Raw genomic sequence first — 20,973 nt, 5'->3', positions numbered from 1 at the left:
CCTCCCACCCCTTTGATGCGGTGGTGCCGGTCGAAGCGTCGTACCCCGCCACCACATTATTTTCCAGGTCTTGGTGGGTGCCGTCCACGCCGGTATCAATAACAGCCACGGTTACCCCCTTGCCGGTGGACTGCTCCCACAGGTCGATGATGCCGTACTGGGTGAGCCAGTACTGGCGGGCGCGAATCGAATCGCCCCGAGGGGTGTCAATGGTAGGGATAGATGGGAGCGCGGAGGGCGTAGGGCTTTCGGTGACGGCCTGCGCCGGTAGCTGTGCCACTACCCCGCTCACCAGAACTAGGGTGGCACTGAACAGGGCAAGACCGATGTGGGGGCGCTGGTGCAGCATGGGCCTCTCCTAGCGGGTGGTACGTTCGGCGACGGAGAGGGCCAGCCCGTCCAGTATGTCCTTTTCTGATGCAATGGCGGTAGTCACCGTTCCCCCGGTCAGGGCCGAAATCCGCTCACAGATGCGGGCCCAAACCACGGAGCCGGCGGGAATAATATCAACGCGCCCCTCGTGCATGTAGGGCAGGGCTGCACGCTGGTTGCCTGTCATCGATACCATGTCTGCGGCTGCACGAGAGATGTCTTTGATAGAAATCTCGGACCGGTCAATTTTCTCAGGGTCATAGGAGTTAAGGCCGAGGGCGTGCGCAGCTACCGTGGTAACAGTGCCCGCTACACCGACCACGCGGCGGGCAGCGGCTAAATCAACGGAGCCCAGGGCGGTTGCAATAGCCCGGTCGGTGTCAGCGATAACACGGGACACCTGGGTGACGTTGGCGGGGTCAGAGCTAATGTGACGCTCGGTCATACGCACACACCCGATATCAACCGAACGAGCTGCGGCAACGCCGTCCTTGTTTCCCAACACAAATTCGGTGGAGCCACCGCCCAGGTCAATCACCAGGGTCATCTCGTCAGTATTACCTACCGATGACACTGCTCCCGCGAACGAAAGTTCAGCTTCTTCATGCCCTGTGATTACCTCGGGTTCCACCCCTAGAATGTTGCGAATGCCGTCTATGAAAATCTGGCGGTTGCCCGCATCGCGGGTGGCGCTGGTTGCCGCAAATCGCACGTCCGTCACCCCGTATTCGTCAAGTAACTGCGCGTAGTCACGGGTGGCGGCGAACGTGCGTTCCAGGGATTCTTTGGCTAGCCAGCCGGTCGCGTCCACGCCCTTACCCAGGCGCACAATCTTCATGTGGCGTTCGCGGTCAATGAGAGCAGGGCCGGTCGCGGTGGCCTGAACATCTGCGATGAGCAGGCGAATTGAATTGGTTCCGCAGTCGATGGCGCCAACGCGCATGGGCTTACCTCCGGGGGGTTTGAGTACGGTTGTGGGCTGTGGGCAGGACGCCGGTGGGCGGCTTAGTCGCGCCAGGTGGGGTCGCAGTGGCAAGTTTCAGGGGTCCACCACTGAGCGATCAGGTCAAGGGTCTGGTCCCCGTAGGGGTTGATGCCGCGGCCTACGGCCAGGGTGTGGCCGAGCACGGCGTGCAGGCACTTGACGCGGGTGGGCATGCCACCAGCTGAGACACCCTCAATTTCGGGGACTTCAGCCAGGCCAGCCTTAACACGGATGCGTTCACGCTCGGCCAGGTAGTTCTCGTGGGCTGCGGCGTAGGCGGCCGCCTTCTCTTCGTTATCTGAGACTTCGTCGGTCATCTCATACATGAGTCCCTCAGCTTCGAGCCGTGATGCTGCGGCGGTGATGACGGGGTGGGCCAGGTAGAAGGTGGTGGGGAAGGGCGAGCCTCCCGTAAGGCGCGGTGCAGTTGCAGCGACAAGAGGGTTGCCGCAGATACAGCGGGCAGGTATTTCAACGACGTCGCGCACTGCACGGCCCAGCTGGGCTGAAAGCACACGCACGTCCTGCTCGGTAGGGGTGAGAGTCTCGGCGGTCACGCCAAAGCCGTGAGGGGTGTGGGTGCTCATAGGGTCCTTTGTGGGGCAGGGTGTTCTGTCGGTGAAGTCTTGTTTTAGTTTACCGGTTGCAGGGTTGGGCGGGGGCTGTCAGCGTGCGGAGGGAGTTGGAGTGGCAGAACCACCGGAGCTTGCAGGGTTCACCGTCTCTGCGGGGGCCGTGGCTGCTGGTTCGCTGGCCGCGGGGCTGGGATCTGAGCTGGCCGCTGGGCTGGTCGAGGTGTCGTCGGCAGCTAGCTGCAGGGAGCCCCAAAGTTTGGTGGTCCAGGCATCTTCGGGGGCGGTTTTAGCTGCCGCGGAGGTACCGTCAGCTAGGCCGCTTGCAGAGTCGAGCCCCACCACCAGGTAGGGGGTCTCTCCCGGTTGCACGTAGAAGAGGCGGCTTCGGGCCTGTTGTTTAACGTAGTTATCGTCCTGCCACCAGCTGATTTGAGCGTTCAGGGAGTCCTGTTCGGCCTGTAGGGCAGCTATGGACTCTTGGGTTGTTTTAATTTCATTGTGCTGGCGGATAAAAGAGGTAAGCGGGGTGTAGACCGTCAGCGCGACGATGACCAGCACGATAGCGAAAGTGATGAAATGCCCCGAGAAAGAGTGTGCAGCTACCGGCTGATCAAGTTGCTGTTCGGCTGGAGTGAACTTGTTGGGGCTCTTCGCTGAGCGGGCGGCTGCTTTTGGTTTTCTGCGCCCGGCGGTTTTCTTGAGCTCGCGGACGGGGGTGGGCTTCGGCTTACCCACCCCAAAGCCGAAGTAAGCGGCGATGGGGTTGGGCTTGTGCTGGCCCGGAGTGTTCTGCTGTTTGCCTGGAGTGCTCGGCGTCATGGTCTCCCCGTGGTCTACCTGTTGTGCTCTCCCCTAGTCTATAACGGTAGCTACAGGGGCTTACCCACAGTGGGTCTTTGAAGTTCCTTACTGAGCTCTGGCAACGACCTCGCAGCACACCCTCGTAACCAATCTGACTGCACCGGCGTGAACCACCTACACAGGGCGAATGCGCCACTTTTTGCCGAGTGTGCCACTCTAGGCGGCACTTTCGGCAAAAAGTGGCACATTCGATAAGCAGGCTCTAGCCCTTGGCTCGGTAAATACTTTGAATGCTTGGGGCGTTTTCGAGGATTTCGAGCTCAAAGTCACCCCAGGCCCCCGCTTTCATTCTGACGGTAACACCTTGGAGGCCTGAGAGGTTCTCTTCTAGTTCAAACGGGAACCCCTTTTTCTCCTCGTAGACAAGTTCATCATCAAGATGGATTTTTACGAGGTGCCGCAGAATTGTGGCTTTGCTGGATACCTTGAGTCATTTGCCCGCAACGCGAATATTTTCATCCAGCTTGAAGACTGACATAGTTCTGAACGACCTTTCATAAGATTATTCTTACCGAACTTACTTGTGTTCGTTTTTAAAAACCCCGAAGGCTATAGCAAAAATGACGCCGATGGGAACCCCGAGGGCGATTCCTGCACCAATATTGTTCATAGCAACGCCAAACGCAACGCCGATGCCTATACCTAAGGCGATACATAGACCCATCAGGCTACCCTTGTTCTTCATAGCGCCCTCCTTGTAGTGTGACTTACAAAACAAATTACGCGAAGCGAACATGCAGGTCAAGGCTATTTTTTGCTCCGTCCTCATATTTCTTCAGGTGACGCGTAGAGGCTACATCAACCAGGTTCTTCACAAGCCCCCTTTGAGTGCTCCCTAACTGTTCTTCAATGAGTAAGGTGTCTTTAAAAGCCGTAGCACAACAAGAACCGGTGGACGGGGCTACCGTCCACCGGCTCTAGAATCCGCTATAGAGAGGCCCTAGCGCGCGAAGCGGGGAAAGGCACCCTTGCCAGCGTAAACAGCCTGCTCACCGAGCTCTTCTTCAATGCGCAGCAGCTGGTTGTACTTAGCAACGCGCTCGGAGCGGGCGGGGGCACCGGTCTTAATCTGGCCAGCGTTGGTAGCAACAGCCAGGTCAGCGATGGTGACGTCCTCGGTCTCACCTGAACGGTGTGAAACCATGCAACGGTATTCGTTGCGCTGAGCCATACTCATGGCGTCGAAGGTCTCGGTCAGTGAACCAATCTGGTTTACCTTCACAAGCAGGGCGTTAGCAGCGCCACCCTCGATACCCTGAGCCAGACGCTCGGGGTTGGTCACGAAGAGGTCGTCGCCAACAATCTGAACCTTGTCGCCGATTTCGGCGGTGAGGGTCTTGTAGCCGTCCCAGTCGTTCTCATCCAGGGGATCCTCGATGGAAACGAGGGGGTACTTGGCAACCAGGTCAGCGTAGTAGGCAGACATTTCAGCTGCGGACTTCTTCTGACCTTCAAAGTCGTAGGCGCCGTCCTTGTAGAACTCGGAAGAAGCGACGTCCAGAGCTAGGGCGATTTCTTCACCGGGCTTGTAGCCGGCCTTCTCGATGGCCTCGATGATCAGGTCAAGAGCTGCAGCGTTGGAGTCGAGGTTGGGAGCGAAGCCACCCTCGTCGCCCAGACCGGTAGACAGGCCACGGTCGTGCAGAACACTCTTGAGAGCGTGGTAAACCTCAACACCAGCCTGCAGAGCAGCGGAGAAGGTGTCGAAGCCGATGGGGGCGATCATGAATTCCTGGATGTCAACGTTGGAGTCAGCGTGTGAGCCACCGTTGAGGATGTTCATCATGGGAACGGGTAGCACGTGAGCGTTGGGGCCGCCCAGGTACTTGTAGAGGGGCAAATCGCTTGACTCTGCGGCGGCCTTGGCAACGGCCATGGAGACACCCAGGATAGCGTTTGCGCCCAGCTTGCCCTTGTTATTGGTGCCATCCAGAGCAATCATGGCTGCGTCAACTGCGCGCTGGTCGGTAGCGTCAATGCCAATCACTTCTTCAGCGATCTCGTCGATGACGGCTGAAACGGCGCCCAAAACGCCCTTGCCCAGGTAGACAGCCTTGTCGCCGTCGCGACGCTCTACAGCCTCCCATTCACCGGTGGATGCGCCTGAGGGAACTGCTGCGCGGCCAAAGGCGCCGTCTTCGAGCAGGACCTCTACCTCAACGGTGGGGTTGCCGCGTGAGTCAAGAATCTGACGGGCGTGAACTGCGGTTATCAAAGCCATGAATATGCTCCTTGGAGGATAAGAAAATGAAGATGGCTGTATGGCGCTGAGCGAGTGCTCACAGGGCAAGCAACCCGGCGCATTTATGCTTTCATTCTACCAAAAAACCCACATAAGCACACAGGAATTCAATATTTCCCACGGTTTTCTTCTGCGTCGCACCCCCTGCGTTGGCTCACAGCAGCAAGGGTCGTACCGACCCTATGAGGGCGGCTACAGTTCGGAGTGCCACCGGCACGGTCAAACTCCCTGGCAAGCCCGAGCAAGTACTCCGCCCTATGCCTCAATACGCCGAAGGAACCCTCGCAGAGCCCGCTCGGGGTCGAGGCCAGCAGCCCGAGCCTGCCCCACCAGAGCGTACAGGTAGGCTCCCAGGTCTTCTTCGGTCGCAAACTCAGGTAGCAGGCCATCAGGCGGGACGCCTCGCCCCACCTTCTCGAGTTTTTCTTGGGTTTTTGAGGCGGCTGCAAGCGCTGGCAGGCCGGGTGGGATACCGTCCAGCGGGCTGGTGCGCTCGGGTTTCTCGGACTTTTTCAGCTCATCCCAGGCCTCGTAAATCTGCTGCGCTGTCATGTTGCTACTCTCCACCGCCTGCCCGTCACCGAATACGTGGGGGTTACGGCGGATGAGTTTATCGACCAGGCCGTTGACTACATCACGCATACTAAAACCGCCCTGATTGGCGGGTAGCTCTGAGGCTATCTGCGCGTGGAAGATAAGGTTCAGCAAGACATCGCCCAGCTCTTCTCGGAGCAGGGCTAGGTCCGCTCCCCCGGGTGCCTCCACAGCTTCAACCACCTCGTAGGTCTCTTCCACCAGGTAGTGCATGATACTTTCGTGCGTCTGGGTGGCCGTCCAGGTGCAACCGCCAGGGTTGCGTAAGGTGCCCATGAGTTCCAGCAGGCGCTCAAAATCGGCTCCGACTCCCGCCCCGTTCTGCTTCTGCGATTCCTGCCCCTCTCTCATGCACTGCCCTCCTGAACTCCTAGTTGCGCATAGGCCACCTGGACGCTCTGGGCCAGTGCCTGCTTCTCGTCAAAGGAGCAGAAGGCCCCGTTAACAGCGTTGAGCGTTAGCTCGAAAAAGTCAGCCGGGCCGAAACCCTGATGTTCAGCCAGCTCGGTAAACTCGTGGGTCATACTGGTGGAGCTCATCAACCGGTTATCGGGGTTGACGGTCACAGCGAAACCGGCACGTAACAGAAGGGCAACCGGGTGTTCCGCCACGGTTCGGGCAGGTTCAAAAGGCAGGCCTGCCCCCACGTGCTTAGCCTTCTGCGCTGCTCCTGTCTGCAGGTTGGAGCAGGGGCAGGTCTCCAGAGTGACACGGCGGTTTTTGATGTGCTCGGCTACCTCGCCCAGCTGCAGCACAGTCTGGTCACGGTCGGCCCCCGGTAGCAAGTCACCGGCTGGGTCAAGCTCAGCTACGGTGCGGGCCGTGATATCTTCGGTGATGCGCACACCGTGGCCCAGCCGTTGCGCCCGCCCCACAACCAGCGCCTCACGGATTGAGGCCAGCCCGTGAGCCTCACCCGCGTGCAGGGTGACCGGAAGAAAGTTCGCTGCCGCCAAATCAAGTGCCTTAGCGTGATCAGCTGCGGGGTAACCATCCTCGGGCCCGGCCAGGTCGAACCCCACCACCCCCAGGGCCCGGTAGTTTAGGGCGGCCGCAACGACCCTGCGCGAGTTCTGGTTCTGGCGCATAGCGCAGAGAATCTGGTTAACCAGAATACGGCCCCCGGCGCGGGCGATTTCTTCCATACCGTCCATGAGCCCCTCAGCCACAGCCTCAACAGCCTGAGCCAGGGTCAGCCCCTGCCGGGTGTGCAGTTCAGGCGCCCAGCGCACCTCACCGTATATCACCCCGTCAGCAGCTAGGGTCAACACGTGCTCACGGGCTACCCGGCGCAGGTTAGCAGCGGTCTGCATGACAGCCACCGTGTGTTCAAAGGTTTCTAAATAGCGGGCCAGCGAGCCTGAGTGAGCTGCGGCCCTAATCCAGCCAGCCAGCTCAACCGGGTCTGTGGTGGGTAGCTCGTGCCCCGCGCCGCCTGCCAGTTCAATGAGGGTTTCGGGGCGCAAACCGCCGTCCAGGTGATCGTGCAGGCACACCTTGGGGAGGTTCTGAATCCAGTCGGTGTCTGTCAGGGGCATGGGCTTTCCTTAAAAGGTGCCCCGGCTCCGCACGTCAGATGAATCTGTGGCGGGTAGCCGGGGCGGTGAATCGGGTAGGACTTAGAAGTTCCAGGAGGCCAGGGCCTCGTTCATGTGCGCTGGAATGTGCTCGCCGGTGCGGGGGAACATGCGCAGCTCCTCCACATACTGCTGGGCCGGCAGGTGCTCAGGGTAGCGCACGAAGGCTTCTTCATCGGTGTAGCTGAAGTCGGTATCAACGGGGGTTCCGGGGGTAAACCGGATGCTGATGGCCAGCGGTGAGCCGTAGCCCTCCTTGTAGGAGTCAGCCTTGAGCTGCAGCACACCCAGAGTTTCTTCTGGGATGAGCTCGAAGGTGCGCACCTGCTCCCAAAAACCATTACGACGCACGTGGGTCAGAGCGTCGTAGTAGGAACCCAGGGTGCGCACACGAATCAGCACGGTAGAGACGTCGCGGGCGCTCCCCTCCGCCCCAAACAGAGCCTCATAGGCGGGGGCAAACCGGGAGACAACCTCAGCCTCGGTCAGCACCAGGTTACCCGGAGCCTTGCGGGTGGAGGACGGTTTGGTCTGCTCCTGGGAGGAATAGGAGGGGGAAACATCAACGCTGGAGCCGGTCATGGGTGCATCCAGTGAGGACGCCGAGTGGCTACTTTCAACCACCGGGGCGCTTTCGGCGGGAGCTGGGTCGTCCTCGAACTCACTGTCATCAAGGTGGTCAGGTAGCTCCGCTGTGCCTTCAACCGCAGTATCTTCAACCTCTGTGCTCCCACCAATCAGGTCGGTGTTGGTCACGCCGTAAGCGCTCATACCCGCAGTTGCAGGGTAGCTCGTGGCTGGCTCAGCAGTCACAGCACCCTCACGGTAGGTGGCTGAATCGTCAACCGGGGTAGTTTCAACGGGGGCGTACTCAGTTGCCGCTACCGTTTCAACGCCCTCGGCGGTCTCAACAGTTTCGCCTGTCCCAGCAGGCTCATATGTCTCGGTGGCCTCGGCCACCTCACTATTTTCAACGGCCTCGGGAGTATCGGCAGGGCTCTCTTCTACCCCGTGCGCACCATCTTCACCAGTGCCAACATGGTGGGGCTGCCCCTCATCGGCTGCGGCGAGATCACTCTCAGCCGTTGCGGTGGTATCCACAGGCCGAGCAAAACGCTGGGCTACGTACTCGCCCCGGTGGATGCCCGAAGGCTGGGCATCAGAGTGCTGGGCATCGGAGTACCGAGTACCGGTGTACTGGGTCTCAGAGTTCTGAGGTTCAGAGTTCTGAGACTCTGCGGTCTCAAAAGCACTCTCAGCTGTCTCAGCCTGCGGGGTTTCGCTCTGAGCCAGGCGGGCTGAAATACGGTTCATGCGCTCTTCTGCCTGCGCTGCGGTCTCACCCTGAGCGCCCCCGCTGAACTCTTCGTCTGCGCCCTGCTGGCCTTGGGCGTCAGCTTCTGCGGTCTCAGTGACAGCGTCGCTCGCCTGCCCCTCAGCCTCGGCTGAGGCTAGGCCCTGCTGCCCGGGCTCCGCACCAGAGGCCGCAGCCCCACCCATGTCAAGACCGTACTTGAGGTTATGGGTGGTGCTCGTTTCAGCGTCCATAAACGAAGCCTGCACCGCAGAGTCAGAATCACTAGCAGGGTCAACAACCACCTGGGCTCGGGCCCAGGCACCACGTTCGCTCTTCTCCTCTTCTGTGTAGAGGGCAACGACGGCATCGAACCATTCGGTACCCGGGGCTACCACACCGGACTCAACCTGCTGACCTTGCTGATAGAGAGCAAAGTTCATGTCGTTACCCTGCTGGGACAGATTCAGGGTGACCTGGCCTTCAGACTTGGTACGCATCAGTTCAACGATCCTACGCAGGCCTTCACCGGCGGGCACCTGCGTCGCAGAGGCTGGGGCAGAAGCAGGAGTTGAAGCTGCGGCCTTCGGGCTGGCTTCATGCACGGTAGCGCTCGATTCAGAGGCGGGAGTATTGCGCTCCGGGGAGGCTTGGTGCTCGGGCTGATTTTTCTTGCGGCTAAAAAGACCCACTGTTTTCTCTTTTCGTACGAAGGGTGAGGGATGTGATATTTACTAGGCGTTAATACGGCCCAAAATCAGGTCGGTGGGGTGGTAGTCCCCTCCGATAGTCCATGCACCCTTGAGAGATTCAAGGGCGCGGTCAAAACGCTCGGGGGTGTCGGTCATCAGGGTGAGTAGGGGCTGACCTTCGGTGACGGTGTCTCCGGGCTTGGCGTGAATCTGAACGCCAGCGGCCAGCTGAACGGCATCCTCCTTACGGGCGCGGCCTGCACCCAAGCGCCAGGACGCCACGCCCACCGCTAGCGCGTCTAGGCGGGTCAGGATTCCGCTTGCGTCGGCCACCAGGGTGTGCGTCTCTGCCGGCTGCGGTAGGGGCGCGTCAGGGTCACCGCCCTGGGCCAAAATCATCTGGCGCCAGCGATCCATAGCCCGGCCGTCCGCCAGAGCCTCGGCAGGGTCGGCCTCCACACCGGAGTTAGCCAGCATAACGCGGGCCAGTTCCACGGTGAGCTCTACGATGTCGGAGGGGCCGCCACCGGCCAACACTTCAACGGATTCGGCAACCTCGTTGGCGTTACCCACGGCTAGGCCCAATGGGGTATCCATATTGGTCAGCAGGGCGCTGGTCTTCACTCCAGCCCCCTCCCCCAGCTCAACCATCACTTGGGCAAGTTCGCGAGCGCGGTCAACGTCCTTCATGAAGGCGCCCGACCCGACCTTGACATCTAGCACCAGGGAACCGGTACCTTCGGCTATTTTCTTGCTCATAATTGATGAGGCAATCAGGGGGATGGCCTCGACCGTGGCGGTGGTATCGCGCAGGGCGTAGAGCTTCTTATCCGCTGGTGCCAGGCCGGAGCCAGCCGCTGAGATGACGGCACCCACCGAGCCAAGAATCTGCAGGGTTTTATCGTTAGAGATATTGGCCTGCCACCCGGGAATCGCTTCGAGTTTATCTAAGGTGCCACCGGTATGCCCCAGGCCACGGCCTGAAAGCTGGGGAACGGCAACGCCGTAGACAGCGACCAGGGGCGCTAGGGGCAGGGTGATTTTATCGCCTACACCGCCGGTGGAGTGCTTATCGGCGGTGGCCAGCTTCTTGCCGGTACCGATAATCGATGAGAAATCCATGCGCTCGCCCGAGCGAATCATGGCATCGGTCCAGCGGGCGATTTCCTTTCTACCCATGCCTTGCAAAAAGATAGCCATGGCCAGGGCGCTCATCTGTTCGTCTGCTACAACGCCCCGGGTGTAGGCATCAATAACCCAGTCAATCTGGTTGTCAGTCAGGATTTCACCGTCGCGTTTGGCGCGAATGATATCTACAGCGTCAAAAGCTTCAGTGTTCATGAGCCCTTCCTTCCTGGTCCGGGTGGCGGCGCCGCCACGGCTCTCCGTGATGTGCTGATTACGGTCTCGCTATCTTCCAGTATGCCAGTCCACCAGAGCATTCGCATTCGGTGGCTGCCAGCAGGCGGTGAAAGAACCAGAAAAGGTTACCGGGTGCTCGGTGGGAGGCGTTCGGGGCCAAAAGCGTCGGGGAGCATCTGCTCGATGGTGAGGACGCCGCCGGTGGAGCGAAGGAGCATACCGGGGGCGCTGTGTTCGTAGAGGAGCTGGCGGCAACGGCCGCAGGGCATCAGGGCCTGACCTTGCCCATCAACGCAGGCGAAGGCGACTAGGCGGCCGCCACCGGTGCGAAAGAGCTCGGAGATAAGGGAGCATTCGGCACACAGGGTCAGCCCGTAGGAGGCGTTTTCAATGTTGGCTCCGGTGATGAGGCGGCCCCTCTCGGTGAGGGCGGCAGCGCCAACCGGGTACTGGGAGTAGGGCGAGTAGGAGTGGGCTAGGGCCTCCGTGGCGGCAGCGGTGAGCTGGTCCCAGTCAATGTCTTGTGCAGTCATTGGTATCTTTCCTCGTATATGTTGTGCAAGGACGGGGTGGAGGTGGACGCCCCGGTAGCCGACTGGCTGGGATGAGCAGGGTTTTCCGCGAAGCGAAACAGAAATCTCTGCGAATTAGCCGAGCCTGCGAGGCTACATGAATCAAGCGAGCCCTCCAGGGCGAGCTTGAGAAGGTTAGTCGGCGAAGGGGCGTCCATCTCCGCCCCATACGCGCGAACCTTAAGACGGCTGTGGCCGCCCCTTGCTTTGCAAGTGAGGCGGCCACGTTTCCGTCCGGACCTACTCCTTGACGTAGGGGGTGCCTACTGCGGCGGGGCCGCGAGAGCGCCCGACCAGGCCAGCTACCGCGAAGATGGTGACCAGGTAGGGCAGCATGGCCAGTAGCTCCGTGGGAACACTGGTACCCAGGATGGAGAGCACAAACTGTAGGTTCAGTGAGAAGCCGAAGAGCAGGGCGGCGGAGAGGGCTCCGAGGGGCGTCCAGCGGCCGAAGATGAGAGCGGCAAGGGCAATATAGCCCTGCCCAGCGGTCATGTCGGAGTTGAAGGAGGAGACAGAGACCAGGGTGAAGAAGGCTCCACCCATGCCTGAGACTGCACCGGCGGCGAGGACGTTGGTGGCGCGCAGGCGGTTGACGTTGACGCCAAGGGTATCAGCGGCCTTGGGGTGTTCGCCGACGGCGCGGGTGCGCAGGCCCCAGCGGGTCTTATTGAGGGCGAACCAGATAGCTGCCACAACAAGGTACATGAGGTAGACCAGTACGGACTGGTTGAAGAGCACAGGCCCGAGCACGGGAATCTCAGAGAGACCGGGTATAGCGAAAGAGGGTAGGCGGGGCGCTGAGTTGAGCGTCGCGGCGTTTGGTTCTAGGACGCGGGAGAACAGGAAGCCGGTGAGCCCCGAGACCAGTACGTTGACCACCACGCCCACAATGACCTGGTCGACCAGATATTTGATGGAGAAGAGGGCCAGCAGGGCTGAGACCATCACGCCACCTGCCATGGCTGCGAGCAGGCCGACCCAGGGGCTGCCGGTCATGGAGCCAACCAGGGCAGCGGAAAAGGCGCCGAGGAGTAGCTGGCCCTCGATGGCAATGTTGACGATACCGGAGCGTTCGCAGAGCAGACCACCCATGGAACCAAAAATCATGGGGATAGAAAGTAGCACAGCTCCGTTGAGCAGGGAGACCAGGGAGAGCTCGGGCTTGGCGGTGGAGCCAATGGCCCAGACCAGTAGACCGGTGGAGAAAGCCAGCCAGAAGACGGGTGCCAGCCAGCGGCCCAGGGGTTTACCGGCCTTGGTGGTGGCTAGGGCGTAGCCTGCCACACCGAGCATGACGATGGTAGCCACCCAGCCGTAGACCTGGGGGGTAATCTGCAGGGGTTCTGCCTGGAACCAGCTGACGCCGTCGGCGATGCCCAGGGAGATGGTTTTCTGAGGAGCGCGGAGGGCGATGAGCAGGGAGGCTAGCAGGCCCAACACCGTGTAGATGACGGGGTTCTTCCAGTTTTTGACGGCCAGCTTTTCGTCAGTGGCGCTGGCGGTGGTTTGGGGAATTGCGATGACGCTCATGGTTATGCCTCCACTGCCTTCTTGGCGGTCTTCTTTTTCTTAGGCTTGGGCTTGCCGGTGGGGTCGGGCAGCCGGAAGATGGATCGGACCAGCGGAGGTGCCGCAATGAAGAGGACGATGAGCGCCTGCAGTACGAGCACGATGTCGATTGAGGTACCGGTGTTGACCTGCATGGTGACGCCGCCTGCGCGGAAGGCACCGAAGAGGATGGCGGCGAAGAGGGTACCCAGCGGCTTGGATCTGCCGAGGAGGGCTACCGTGATGGCATCAAAGCCCAGGGAGGCGGCGATGCCGGTGGTGAGCACCTTCTCGGTGCCTGCGACCTGGGCGGTACCGGCCAGACCAGCCAGGGCGCCGGAGATAGCCATGACGATAATGTAGCCGGAGGCCACAGAGATGCCCGCTGTGCGGGCGGCGTGAGGGTTAGCGCCGACCGCGCGCAGGCGGAAGCCGATGGTGGAGCGGTTCAGGAGCCAGCCCACGAAGGCCACGGCTACCAGGGCGAGGAGAAAGCCCAGGTGCAGGCGGAAGGAGGGGCCGAGCAGGGCGGGAAAGACCGCGGTTTCGGGGAGCTGCTCGGAGATGGGGTTGGAGCTACCTGCGCGCTGTAGGACGGGGCTCTTGAGCAGGTAGACCAGTAGGTTGGCGGCAATGTAGTTCATCATGATGGAGAGGATGACCTCGTGCGCACCGGTTTTTGCTTTGAGCACGCCGATGATGCCACCCCAGATGGCGCCGCCCACGATACCGCCGAGGACGACCAGGGGGATGGTGAGCGCCGCAGGTAGGCCCGCGTTGATCGCGACCCAGCCGGAGATAATGGCACCGAGAATAATCTGCCCCTGGGCACCGATGTTAAAGAGCCCGGCGCGGAAGGAGAGCGCCACGCCCAGGCCCGCGAAGATGAGCGGGGTGGCTACGGTCAGCGTTTCGGTGAGAGGGCGGATCTGCTGGGTAAAGCTACGCCCTGCGGGGTTATAGATGGAGCCTTGAAGCAGGGCCAGATAGGCGTCGGTAGCTGCCTGCCACCCCGCCGAGAGGGTGTCGGTGGGGCGGGCAAAGAAGTAGGACGCGGCCTTTTGGGTGGCGGGGTCGGTGACCGCAATGAGCAGGCCGCCAACGATGAAGGCGGCAAGGGCTGCACCGATGGAAAGGCCGATACTACCGCCTGCGATGCGGGCGAAAGTGGAGGGCTTTTCGGTGGGGACCAGCTGTGAGGGGACGTCGGTGGGCGGGGTTGTTGCTACTGCCTTGTCGGCAGCGAGGGCGGGGTCTACCTGCTGCGCTGCGGGTTTCTTGTCGCTCACGCTTTTTCTCCTTCTGCCCAGGGGGCCTTGGGGGTCTCGGCCATGTGCTTGGCGTGGGAGGCGGTTGGAGGGGCGTCCGTACCTGCACCGGTGTCTTCGTGTTCGGCGGCAGCGGCCTGCGCTTCCTCGTAGGTGGCACCGGCCATCATCTGGCCAAGCACTGAGCGGGGAGTGTCAGGCGGGACGATGCCCATCAGCTCACCGTGGAAGAATACGGCTATACGGTCGGCCAGGCCGTAGACTTCATCGAGTTCGGTGGAGACGATGATGACGGGTACACCCCTGTCTCGTTCTTCAACGATGCGTTTGTGGATGAACTCAACAGAGCCGACATCTACACCGCGGGTGGGCTGGGAGGCGACGAAGAGTTCGAGGGGGCGGGAGAGTTCGCGGGCGACCACAATTTTCTGCTGGTTGCCGCCAGACAGGGTGGAGGCAGTGTGCTCCTTGGAGCCCATTCGGATGTCGAACTCGGTTCCCGCACGGTCTGCGTTCTCCGCAATTTTTGCACGGTTGAGGGTTCCGGCAGAAGAGAAATCCCTGGTGTCGAAGAGGTCAAGAATCAGGTTCTCCGAGATGGAGAAGGAGTTGATTAGGCCGTCCTTGCTACGGTCTTCGGGTACAAAACCCACGCCTGCGCGCAGTACCTGCTTGGTACTCAGCCCAAGGAGTTCCTTGCCGTTGAGAGAGAGGGAGCCGGTGGCGTTGGGGTGCAAGCCGATGATGGATTCAGCCAGTTCGGTCTGACCGTTGCCCTGCACGCCGGCTATGGCCAGGATTTCGCCACCCTGCACGGTGAAGGAAACACCCTTGAGAAGGGGTACACCATTGCCAGCAACCAGGGTGAGGTCAGTGACCGCAAAGGATTTATCGTTGGTGCGGGCGGCAGTCTTCTCGACGGTGAGGGATACAGCCTTGCCGACCATCATGGAGGCCAGTTCGGTGGTAGACATAGACGGGTCTGCGTGGCCCACGACCTTGCCCCGGCGGATAACGGTGATATCGTCAGAGATTTCTCGCACCTCGCGGAGCTTGTGGGAGATAAAGAGCAGGGATTTACCGTCCTTGCGCAGCTGGTCCATGATGCCCAGTAGCTGGTCTGTTTCGGCGGGGGTGAGCACGGCGGTAGGCTCGTCTAGAATCAAGATTTCGGCGTCGCGCACCAGGGCCTTGATAATCTCTACACGCTGCTGCACACCCACGGGCAGGGTCTCGACCACGGCGTCCGGGTCAACGGCAAAGCCGTAGCGGTCAGAAATCTCGCGAATCTTCTGGCGGGTGGTTTCGAGATCCAGGGTGCCGCCCTTCACTGACTCTGAGCCCAGCGCTACGTTCTCGGCTACGGTGAAAACGGGGACGAGCATGAAGTGCTGGTGCACCATGCCGATACCGGCGGCCATGGCATCTGAGGGGCCCGAGAACTCGACCGGCTGGTCGTCGATGAGAAGCTGGCCTTCGGTGGGCTGGTAGAGGCCAAAGATGACGTTCATCAGCGTGGACTTACCCGCGCCGTTCTCACCCAGCAGGCAGTGCACTGTACCGGGATTGACCGTCAGGTCAATGCTGTCGTTCGCGGTAAAGTCACCGAAGCGTTTGGTGACCTTGCGCAGTTCGAGTTTCATGGGGTGGCTTTCTGTGAGAGAACCGACGTGCAGCCCGCCGCTTGTGTGCGCGGTCTACGGGTGTGTTTGTGCCCAGTTTAGCCGGTGGATGTGGTCATTAGGTTTGAATCACTCCCCACACAAACGGCTCACACCCCTACCGGGTAGGTGGTGTGAGCCGCTGCGAGGCACCAGCTCGCATGAGCTAACCGGGGCGTAGCTTACTGGTTGGTGGGTGACCCTGCGGTCTCCACCTTAATGGTGCCCGAGATGATGTCCTCCTTAATCTTGTCGAGGTCAGCCTTAATCTCGTCTGAGATCTGGGAGTCAAAGTCGTGGAAGGGGGCCAGGCCAACGCCGTCGTTTTCAAGGGTGCCGACGTAGGCTTCGTTGGTGAAGTTGCCGTCCATATCAGCCTTGATGGTTTCAGTAACCGCAGCGTCCATCTTCTTCATGATGGAGGTCATGATGATGCCCGAGAAGTTGGGGTTGGTTTCAACACCGTCGGAGTCAACCCAGATAACGGACGCGGTGTTCTCGGGGTTAGTGGAGTTGTACTCTTGGACAGCTTCAAGGGTACCGATACCCACAGGGCCAGCGACGGGCAGGATGATGTCAGCGCCCTGGTCCAGGAAGGTCTGGGTGTTGGTCTTGCCCTTACCAGCGTCCTCAAAGTCACCGGTGAAGGTGCCCGACTGGGCCTCGGTGTTCCAGCCCAGAACCTCAACATCGGCACCCTTCTGCTCGTTGTAGTAAGCAACGCCCTGAGCAAAACCGTCCATGAAGATGGTGACGGTGGGGAACTCAGCTCCACCGTAGGTTGCTACCTTACCGGTCTTGGTCTGGGCGGCTGCCAGGTAGCCTGCCTGGAAGGCAGCCTGAGCGGTATCGAAGACGATGGGGCGCACGTTGTCGAGTTCGATGGAGTTATCGTCAACGATGGTGAAGTGCATGTCGGGGTTAGCGGTTGCAACTTCCTTGGTGGTGTCAGCCAGTGCAAAACCAACGGTGATGGTCAGGTTACAACCAGCCTGAACCATCTGGCTGACGTTGGGGCCATATTCCGGCTCAGAAGAAGACTCGGCTTCTTTAAACTTGATTCCGTATTCGGATACGGCATCCTTCAGGCCCTTGTAGGAGTTCTGGTTGAAAGACTTGTCGTTGAAGCCACCAAAGTCTGAGACAATGCAACCCAGGTAGTCGCTGTTCTCACTCGACGCTGAGGAGGATTCTTCGGGGGCGGCGCCGCAACCGGCAAGAAGAAGAGCAGTTACACCGAGAATGGAACCGGTTGATGCCATGTGCTTACGTGAGAGAGCCATAAAGGTCCTTTTCGTACGGCCCTGAAAGCAGCTGACGCCTAGTGTACGCCAACAGTGTGTGAGGTGTGCTTTCAGAGAAAGTTTGCGTAATACAACACATCTTACTTCAGCTTTACCGTTTTTTCAGCATGAGGTTACCGGTGAGTAAGTTCTGTGCGAATAGCTCGTAAGGCGGTGGCCGCCATAACCTGCACCCCGTACTCGATAGCGCGCTCGTCCGGTGCGTAATCGCCGCGGTGCAGGTCGTAGGTAACGCCCCCGGGCATACGGGTTCCCAGCCGGATGAGGGCGCCGGGTACCTCCTGGAGCATCCAGGCAAAATCCTCGCCACCCATAGACTGTTCCACCAGCACCACGGAGTCCTCCCCCAGCTCTGCGCGGGAGGCAGCCTCAATCATAGCTACCTCATCTTCGGTATTGACGGACGGCGGCACCCCCGGGTAGTGCTCAAGCTCAACTTCTACCTTGTAGGGGGCAGCAATCTGGTCAATCACCTCATCGAGCATGGTACCGGCCTGCTTCCACACGTCCGCATCCAGGCAGCGCATGGTGCCGGCCAGAAAAGCTGTGGAAGGAATAGCGTTAGGGGCCACCCCTGCCTCAATCTGCCCCCAGGCAACCAGCACTCCGGAGCGCACGTCTGTTGTCCGGGAGAGCACGGCGGGCACGTTGATGGCGATTTGGGAGAGGGCGTAGATGACGTCCTCGGTCAGGTGGGGGCGGGAGGTGTGGCCGCCGCGGCCCTTGAGCGTAATTTTGATGGTGTCTGAGGCGCTGGTGATGGCGCCGATGCGGGTGCCAATCTTGCCCACGTCTACTTTAGGTTCGCAGTGCAGGGCGAAGGCCCTGGGTACGCCTTCGAGCACGCCCTGGGCGATGACGTCGACGGCGCCGCCGGGCAGTTGCTCCTCAGCGGGCTGGAAGATGATGCGGACGGTGCCGCCCAGTGGTAGCTCTTCGTTGAGCCGGTGCAGGACGATAGCGACGCCGACCATAACGGTCTGGTGGATATCGTGCCCGCAGGCATGCATAACCCCGGGAATGCTTGAAGCGTAGGGCAGGTCGGTTTCCTCCTGGATGGGTAGCGCGTCTATATCTGCGCGCAGGGCCACCGCGAGGGGGCCGTCACCTACGTCAACGTAGCAGCCGGTGCCTTTCAGGCGCTGAGGGGCTAGGCCTGCATCGGTTAGGGTGCGGAAGATTCGCTCGGTCGTCTTGTACTCGAGGTAGGAAAGCTCCGGGTGCTGGTGTACCTGGCGACGAAAGGTCACCAGCTCAGGTAGCAGGGTACGAACACGCTGCGCAAAGATTTGGCTACTGAGATCGAGGGAGCTCGCTGCAAAAGAATAGGACGACATGTATATAGAGTAGCCCTAATAGCCCTGCTCCCTGAATTGTTTTGCCCACAGAGGGGTTTTGGGGTGCGACGGACTTACGCTCGCTGTGAGCCTGCCGCACCCGCGATTCCATTCGTACAAAAGAGTCGCGTTCCACAGTTGGGGTGGAACGCGACTCTTTGTGGATGCTTAGAGGGAACGGGCCAGAATAGCCTGCTTGACCTCGGCGATAGCCTTGGTGATTTCAATACCGCGGGGGCAGGCCTCGGTGCAGTTGAAGGTGGTGCGGCAGCGCCACACGCCTTCCTTATCGTTGAGAATCTCCAGGCGCATGTCACCGGCGTCATCGCGAGAGTCAAAGATAAAGCGGTGGGCGTTGACGATAGCAGCGGGGCCAAAGTACTGGCCATCGGTCCAGAAGACCGGGCAGGACGAGGTGCAGGCTGCGCAGAGAATACACTTGGTGGTGTCGTCAAAGCGTGCCCGGTCCTCCTGCGACTGGTAGCGCTCACGCTCCGGCTCGTGGGTGTCGTTGACCAAGAAGGGCATAATCTCGCGGTAGGCCTGGAAGAAGGGCTCCATGTCTACGATGAGGTCCTTCTCGCAGGGCAGACCCTTGATGGGCTCAACGGTAATCGGCTTGGACAGGTCAAGATCCTTGAGCAGGGTCTTGCAGGCCAGGCGGTTACGGCCGTTGATACGCATAGCATCGGAGCCACAGATGCCATGAGCACAGGAGCGGCGGAAGGAGAGCGAGCCGTCAATCTCCCACTTGATCTTGTGCAGGGCGTCGAGCACACGGTCTGTGCCGTACATGGTCAGCTTGAATTCGTCCCAGTGGGCCTCTGCTGACTCTTCGGGATTGTAGCGGCGAACCTGCACAGTCACGTCGAAGGTGGGGATAGCGCCCGCTTCGCCTGACTCAGAGTTCAGCTCAACCTTGGATTCGGGTTCACGTGCTTCAAAATCAGCCATTTTAGTACTTACGCTCCATCGGTTCGTAGCGGGTGAAGGTTACGGGCTTGGTGTCAAAGCGCAGGCCCTTGATGCCTTCCATCTCGGCGTCCTCGTCCAGGTAGACCATTGAGTGCTTCATGAAGTTAGCGTCGTCGCGGTCGGGGTAGTCTTCGCGGAAGTGGCCGCCACGGGACTCCTTGCGGTGCAAGGCAGCAACCGACATGACCTTAGCCAGCTCCAGCAGGAAGCCCAGCTCAACCGCTTCAAGCAGGTCGAGGTTGAAGCGCTTGCCCTTGTCCTGAATCTGGATGTTCTTGTAGCGCTCTTCGAGCTCAACAATCTTGTTGACGGCGTTGTGGATGGTTGCCTCGGTGCGGAAGACCTGCATGTCGGCGTCCATCACATCCTGCAATTCCTTACGCAGAACGCCGACCTTTTCGGTACCCTCACCGCTACGAATCCGGTTGAGCAGTTCCAGGGTGGTGTCGGCTGCGTCGTCGGGGACGGGCAGGAAGTCAGCTGAGGCTGCGTATTCAGCCGCGTAGATACCGGCGCGCTTACCGAAGACATTGATGTCGAGCAGGGAGTTAGTGCCCAGGCGGTTGGAACCGTGGACCGATACGCAGGCTACCTCACCGGCAGCGTAGAGGCCGGGAATAACGTCCTCAGAGTTGGAGTGCACCTCTGCCTTGATGTTGGTGGGAATACCACCCATAGCATAGTGGGCGGTAGGGAACACCGGGACTGGCTCAGTGTAGGGCTCAACGCCCAGGTAGGTGCGGGCGAACTCGGTGATGTCCGGTAGCTTCTCATCAATATGAGCGGGCTCCAGGTGGGTCAGATCAAGCAGGACGTAGTCCTTGTTGGGGCCACATCCTCGGCCCTCACGCACCTCGTTAGCCATAGAACGGGCCACGATATCGCGGGGAGCCAGGTCTTTAATGGTGGGAGCGTAGCGCTCCATGAAGCGTTCACCGTCGGAGTTACGCAGAATACCGCCTTCACCGCGGGCCGCCTCTGAGACCAGGATGCCCAGGCCAGCCAGACCGGTGGGGTGGAACTGCACGAACTCCATATCTTCCAGCGGAATACCGTTGCGCAGGGCAATGGCCATGCCGTCACCGGTCAGGGTGTGGGCGTTGGAGGTGGTCTTGAAAATCTTGCCGCAGCCACCAGAGGCAAAGATGACGCTCTTAGCCTGGAAGACGTGCACGTCACCGGTAGCCAGGTCGTAGGAGACCACGCCTGCGGGGCGGCGCACACCGTCCTCGTCCTCGACCATGACCAAGTCGAGCACGTAGTACTCGTTGTAGAACTCTACGTTGTGCTTGACGCAGTTCTGGTAGAGGGTCTGCAAAATCATGTGGCCGGTGCGGTCTGCTGCGTAGCAGGCGCGGCGCACAGGAGCCTTACCGTGGTCACGGGTGTGGCCGCCAAAGCGGCGCTGGTCAATACGGCCCTCGGGGGTACGGTTGAAGGGCAGGCCCATCTTTTCCAGGTCGAGCACCGCGTCGATGGCTTCCTTAGCCATGACCTCGGCCGAATCCTGATCTACTAGATAGTCGCCACCCTTGATGGTGTCAAAGGTGTGCCACTCCCAGTTGTCCTCTTCGACGTTAGCTAGGGCCGCGCACATGCCACCCTGGGCTGCGCCGGTGTGGGAGCGGGTGGGGTAGAGCTTGGTGAGCACAGCGGTGCGCACGCGCTGGCCAGCTTCGATAGCGGCTCGCATACCTGCGCCGCCTGCGCCGATGATAACGACGTCGTACTTATGTACCTGCATTGTCTGA

Annotated in this window: 18 protein-coding genes; all 18 read right to left on the bottom strand. The window is 60.4% G+C overall.

Translation table 11 applies throughout. The annotated features are described in order from the left end of the window. Positions 1–349, bottom strand: a 349-nt coding sequence (locus tag L6966_RS10610) for a S8 family serine peptidase (RefSeq protein ID WP_419721894.1), incomplete at its 3' end; no start/stop codon positions are given. Positions 350–358: 9 nt separating this feature from the next. After that, positions 359–1,315, bottom strand: a complete 957-nt coding sequence (locus L6966_RS10605) for a Ppx/GppA phosphatase family protein (protein ID WP_237233356.1) — start codon at positions 1,313–1,315, stop codon at positions 359–361. A 62-nt stretch (positions 1,316–1,377) separates the two neighbouring features. After that, on the bottom strand, positions 1,378–1,944 hold the full coding sequence (locus tag L6966_RS10600) for a DUF501 domain-containing protein (protein WP_237224091.1): 567 nt from the start codon (positions 1,942–1,944) through the stop codon (positions 1,378–1,380). 78 nt (positions 1,945–2,022) lie between these two features. Continuing rightward, the gene (locus tag L6966_RS10595; RefSeq protein ID WP_237233355.1) at positions 2,023–2,751 is read right to left on the bottom strand and encodes an FtsB family cell division protein; all 729 of its coding nucleotides are present in this window, start codon (positions 2,749–2,751) and stop codon (positions 2,023–2,025) included. A gap of 559 nt (positions 2,752–3,310) precedes the next feature. Further along, complete coding sequence (locus tag L6966_RS10590; protein ID WP_237233354.1) at positions 3,311–3,478, bottom strand: glycine zipper domain-containing protein; 168 nt, start codon at positions 3,476–3,478, stop codon at positions 3,311–3,313. 255 nt (positions 3,479–3,733) lie between these two features. Then, positions 3,734–5,014 (bottom strand): phosphopyruvate hydratase, encoded by a 1,281-nt coding sequence (gene eno, locus L6966_RS10585; protein WP_083093178.1) that lies wholly within the window; start codon positions 5,012–5,014, stop codon positions 3,734–3,736. Between the two features lie 276 nt (positions 5,015–5,290). Beyond that, positions 5,291–5,980: a MazG nucleotide pyrophosphohydrolase domain-containing protein gene (locus L6966_RS10580; protein WP_237233353.1), complete on the bottom strand. Its 690-nt coding sequence runs from the start codon at positions 5,978–5,980 to the stop codon at positions 5,291–5,293. Further along, entirely contained in the window at positions 5,977–7,167 is a 1,191-nt protein-coding gene (locus L6966_RS10575) for an adenosine deaminase (RefSeq protein ID WP_237233352.1), read from the bottom strand. Before L6966_RS10575 ends, L6966_RS10580 begins: the two co-directional genes overlap by 4 nt. Before the next feature lie 81 nt (positions 7,168–7,248). Then, complete coding sequence (locus tag L6966_RS10570) at positions 7,249–9,192, bottom strand: hypothetical protein (protein WP_237233351.1); 1,944 nt, start codon at positions 9,190–9,192, stop codon at positions 7,249–7,251. Between the two features lie 42 nt (positions 9,193–9,234). Then, complete coding sequence (locus L6966_RS10565; protein ID WP_237233350.1) at positions 9,235–10,533, bottom strand: thymidine phosphorylase; 1,299 nt, start codon at positions 10,531–10,533, stop codon at positions 9,235–9,237. 146 nt (positions 10,534–10,679) lie between these two features. Beyond that, positions 10,680–11,087, bottom strand: coding sequence for a cytidine deaminase (locus L6966_RS10560; RefSeq protein ID WP_237233349.1), 408 nt, complete (start codon positions 11,085–11,087; stop codon positions 10,680–10,682). A gap of 279 nt (positions 11,088–11,366) precedes the next feature. Next, on the bottom strand, positions 11,367–12,659 hold the full coding sequence (locus L6966_RS10555) for an ABC transporter permease (protein WP_237233348.1): 1,293 nt from the start codon (positions 12,657–12,659) through the stop codon (positions 11,367–11,369). 2 nt (positions 12,660–12,661) lie between these two features. Beyond that, positions 12,662–13,966 (bottom strand): ABC transporter permease, encoded by a 1,305-nt coding sequence (locus L6966_RS10550; RefSeq protein WP_372237709.1) that lies wholly within the window; start codon positions 13,964–13,966, stop codon positions 12,662–12,664. Further along, on the bottom strand, positions 13,963–15,588 hold the full coding sequence (locus L6966_RS10545) for an ABC transporter ATP-binding protein (RefSeq protein WP_237224083.1): 1,626 nt from the start codon (positions 15,586–15,588) through the stop codon (positions 13,963–13,965). Before L6966_RS10545 ends, L6966_RS10550 begins: the two co-directional genes overlap by 4 nt. Positions 15,589–15,788: 200 nt before the next feature. Further along, positions 15,789–16,889 (bottom strand): BMP family lipoprotein, encoded by a 1,101-nt coding sequence (locus tag L6966_RS10540; protein WP_237224082.1) that lies wholly within the window; start codon positions 16,887–16,889, stop codon positions 15,789–15,791. A gap of 134 nt (positions 16,890–17,023) precedes the next feature. Next, on the bottom strand, positions 17,024–18,247 hold the full coding sequence (locus L6966_RS10535; protein WP_237224081.1) for an amidohydrolase: 1,224 nt from the start codon (positions 18,245–18,247) through the stop codon (positions 17,024–17,026). A gap of 168 nt (positions 18,248–18,415) precedes the next feature. Next, positions 18,416–19,201, bottom strand: coding sequence for a succinate dehydrogenase iron-sulfur subunit (locus L6966_RS10530; protein ID WP_083093150.1), 786 nt, complete (start codon positions 19,199–19,201; stop codon positions 18,416–18,418). 1 nt (position 19,202) lies between these two features. Continuing rightward, the gene (sdhA, locus tag L6966_RS10525) at positions 19,203–20,966 is read right to left on the bottom strand and encodes a succinate dehydrogenase flavoprotein subunit (protein WP_083093147.1); all 1,764 of its coding nucleotides are present in this window, start codon (positions 20,964–20,966) and stop codon (positions 19,203–19,205) included. Between the last annotated feature and the right edge of the window lie 7 nt (positions 20,967–20,973).

This window comes from Rothia nasisuis (assembly GCF_928381405.1).
GTDB classification, from domain to species: Bacteria; Actinomycetota; Actinomycetes; order Actinomycetales; family Micrococcaceae; genus Rothia; species Rothia nasisuis.
The sequence above is the reverse complement of the archived record's forward strand: the minus strand, read 5'-3'. Positions and strand labels throughout refer to the sequence as shown.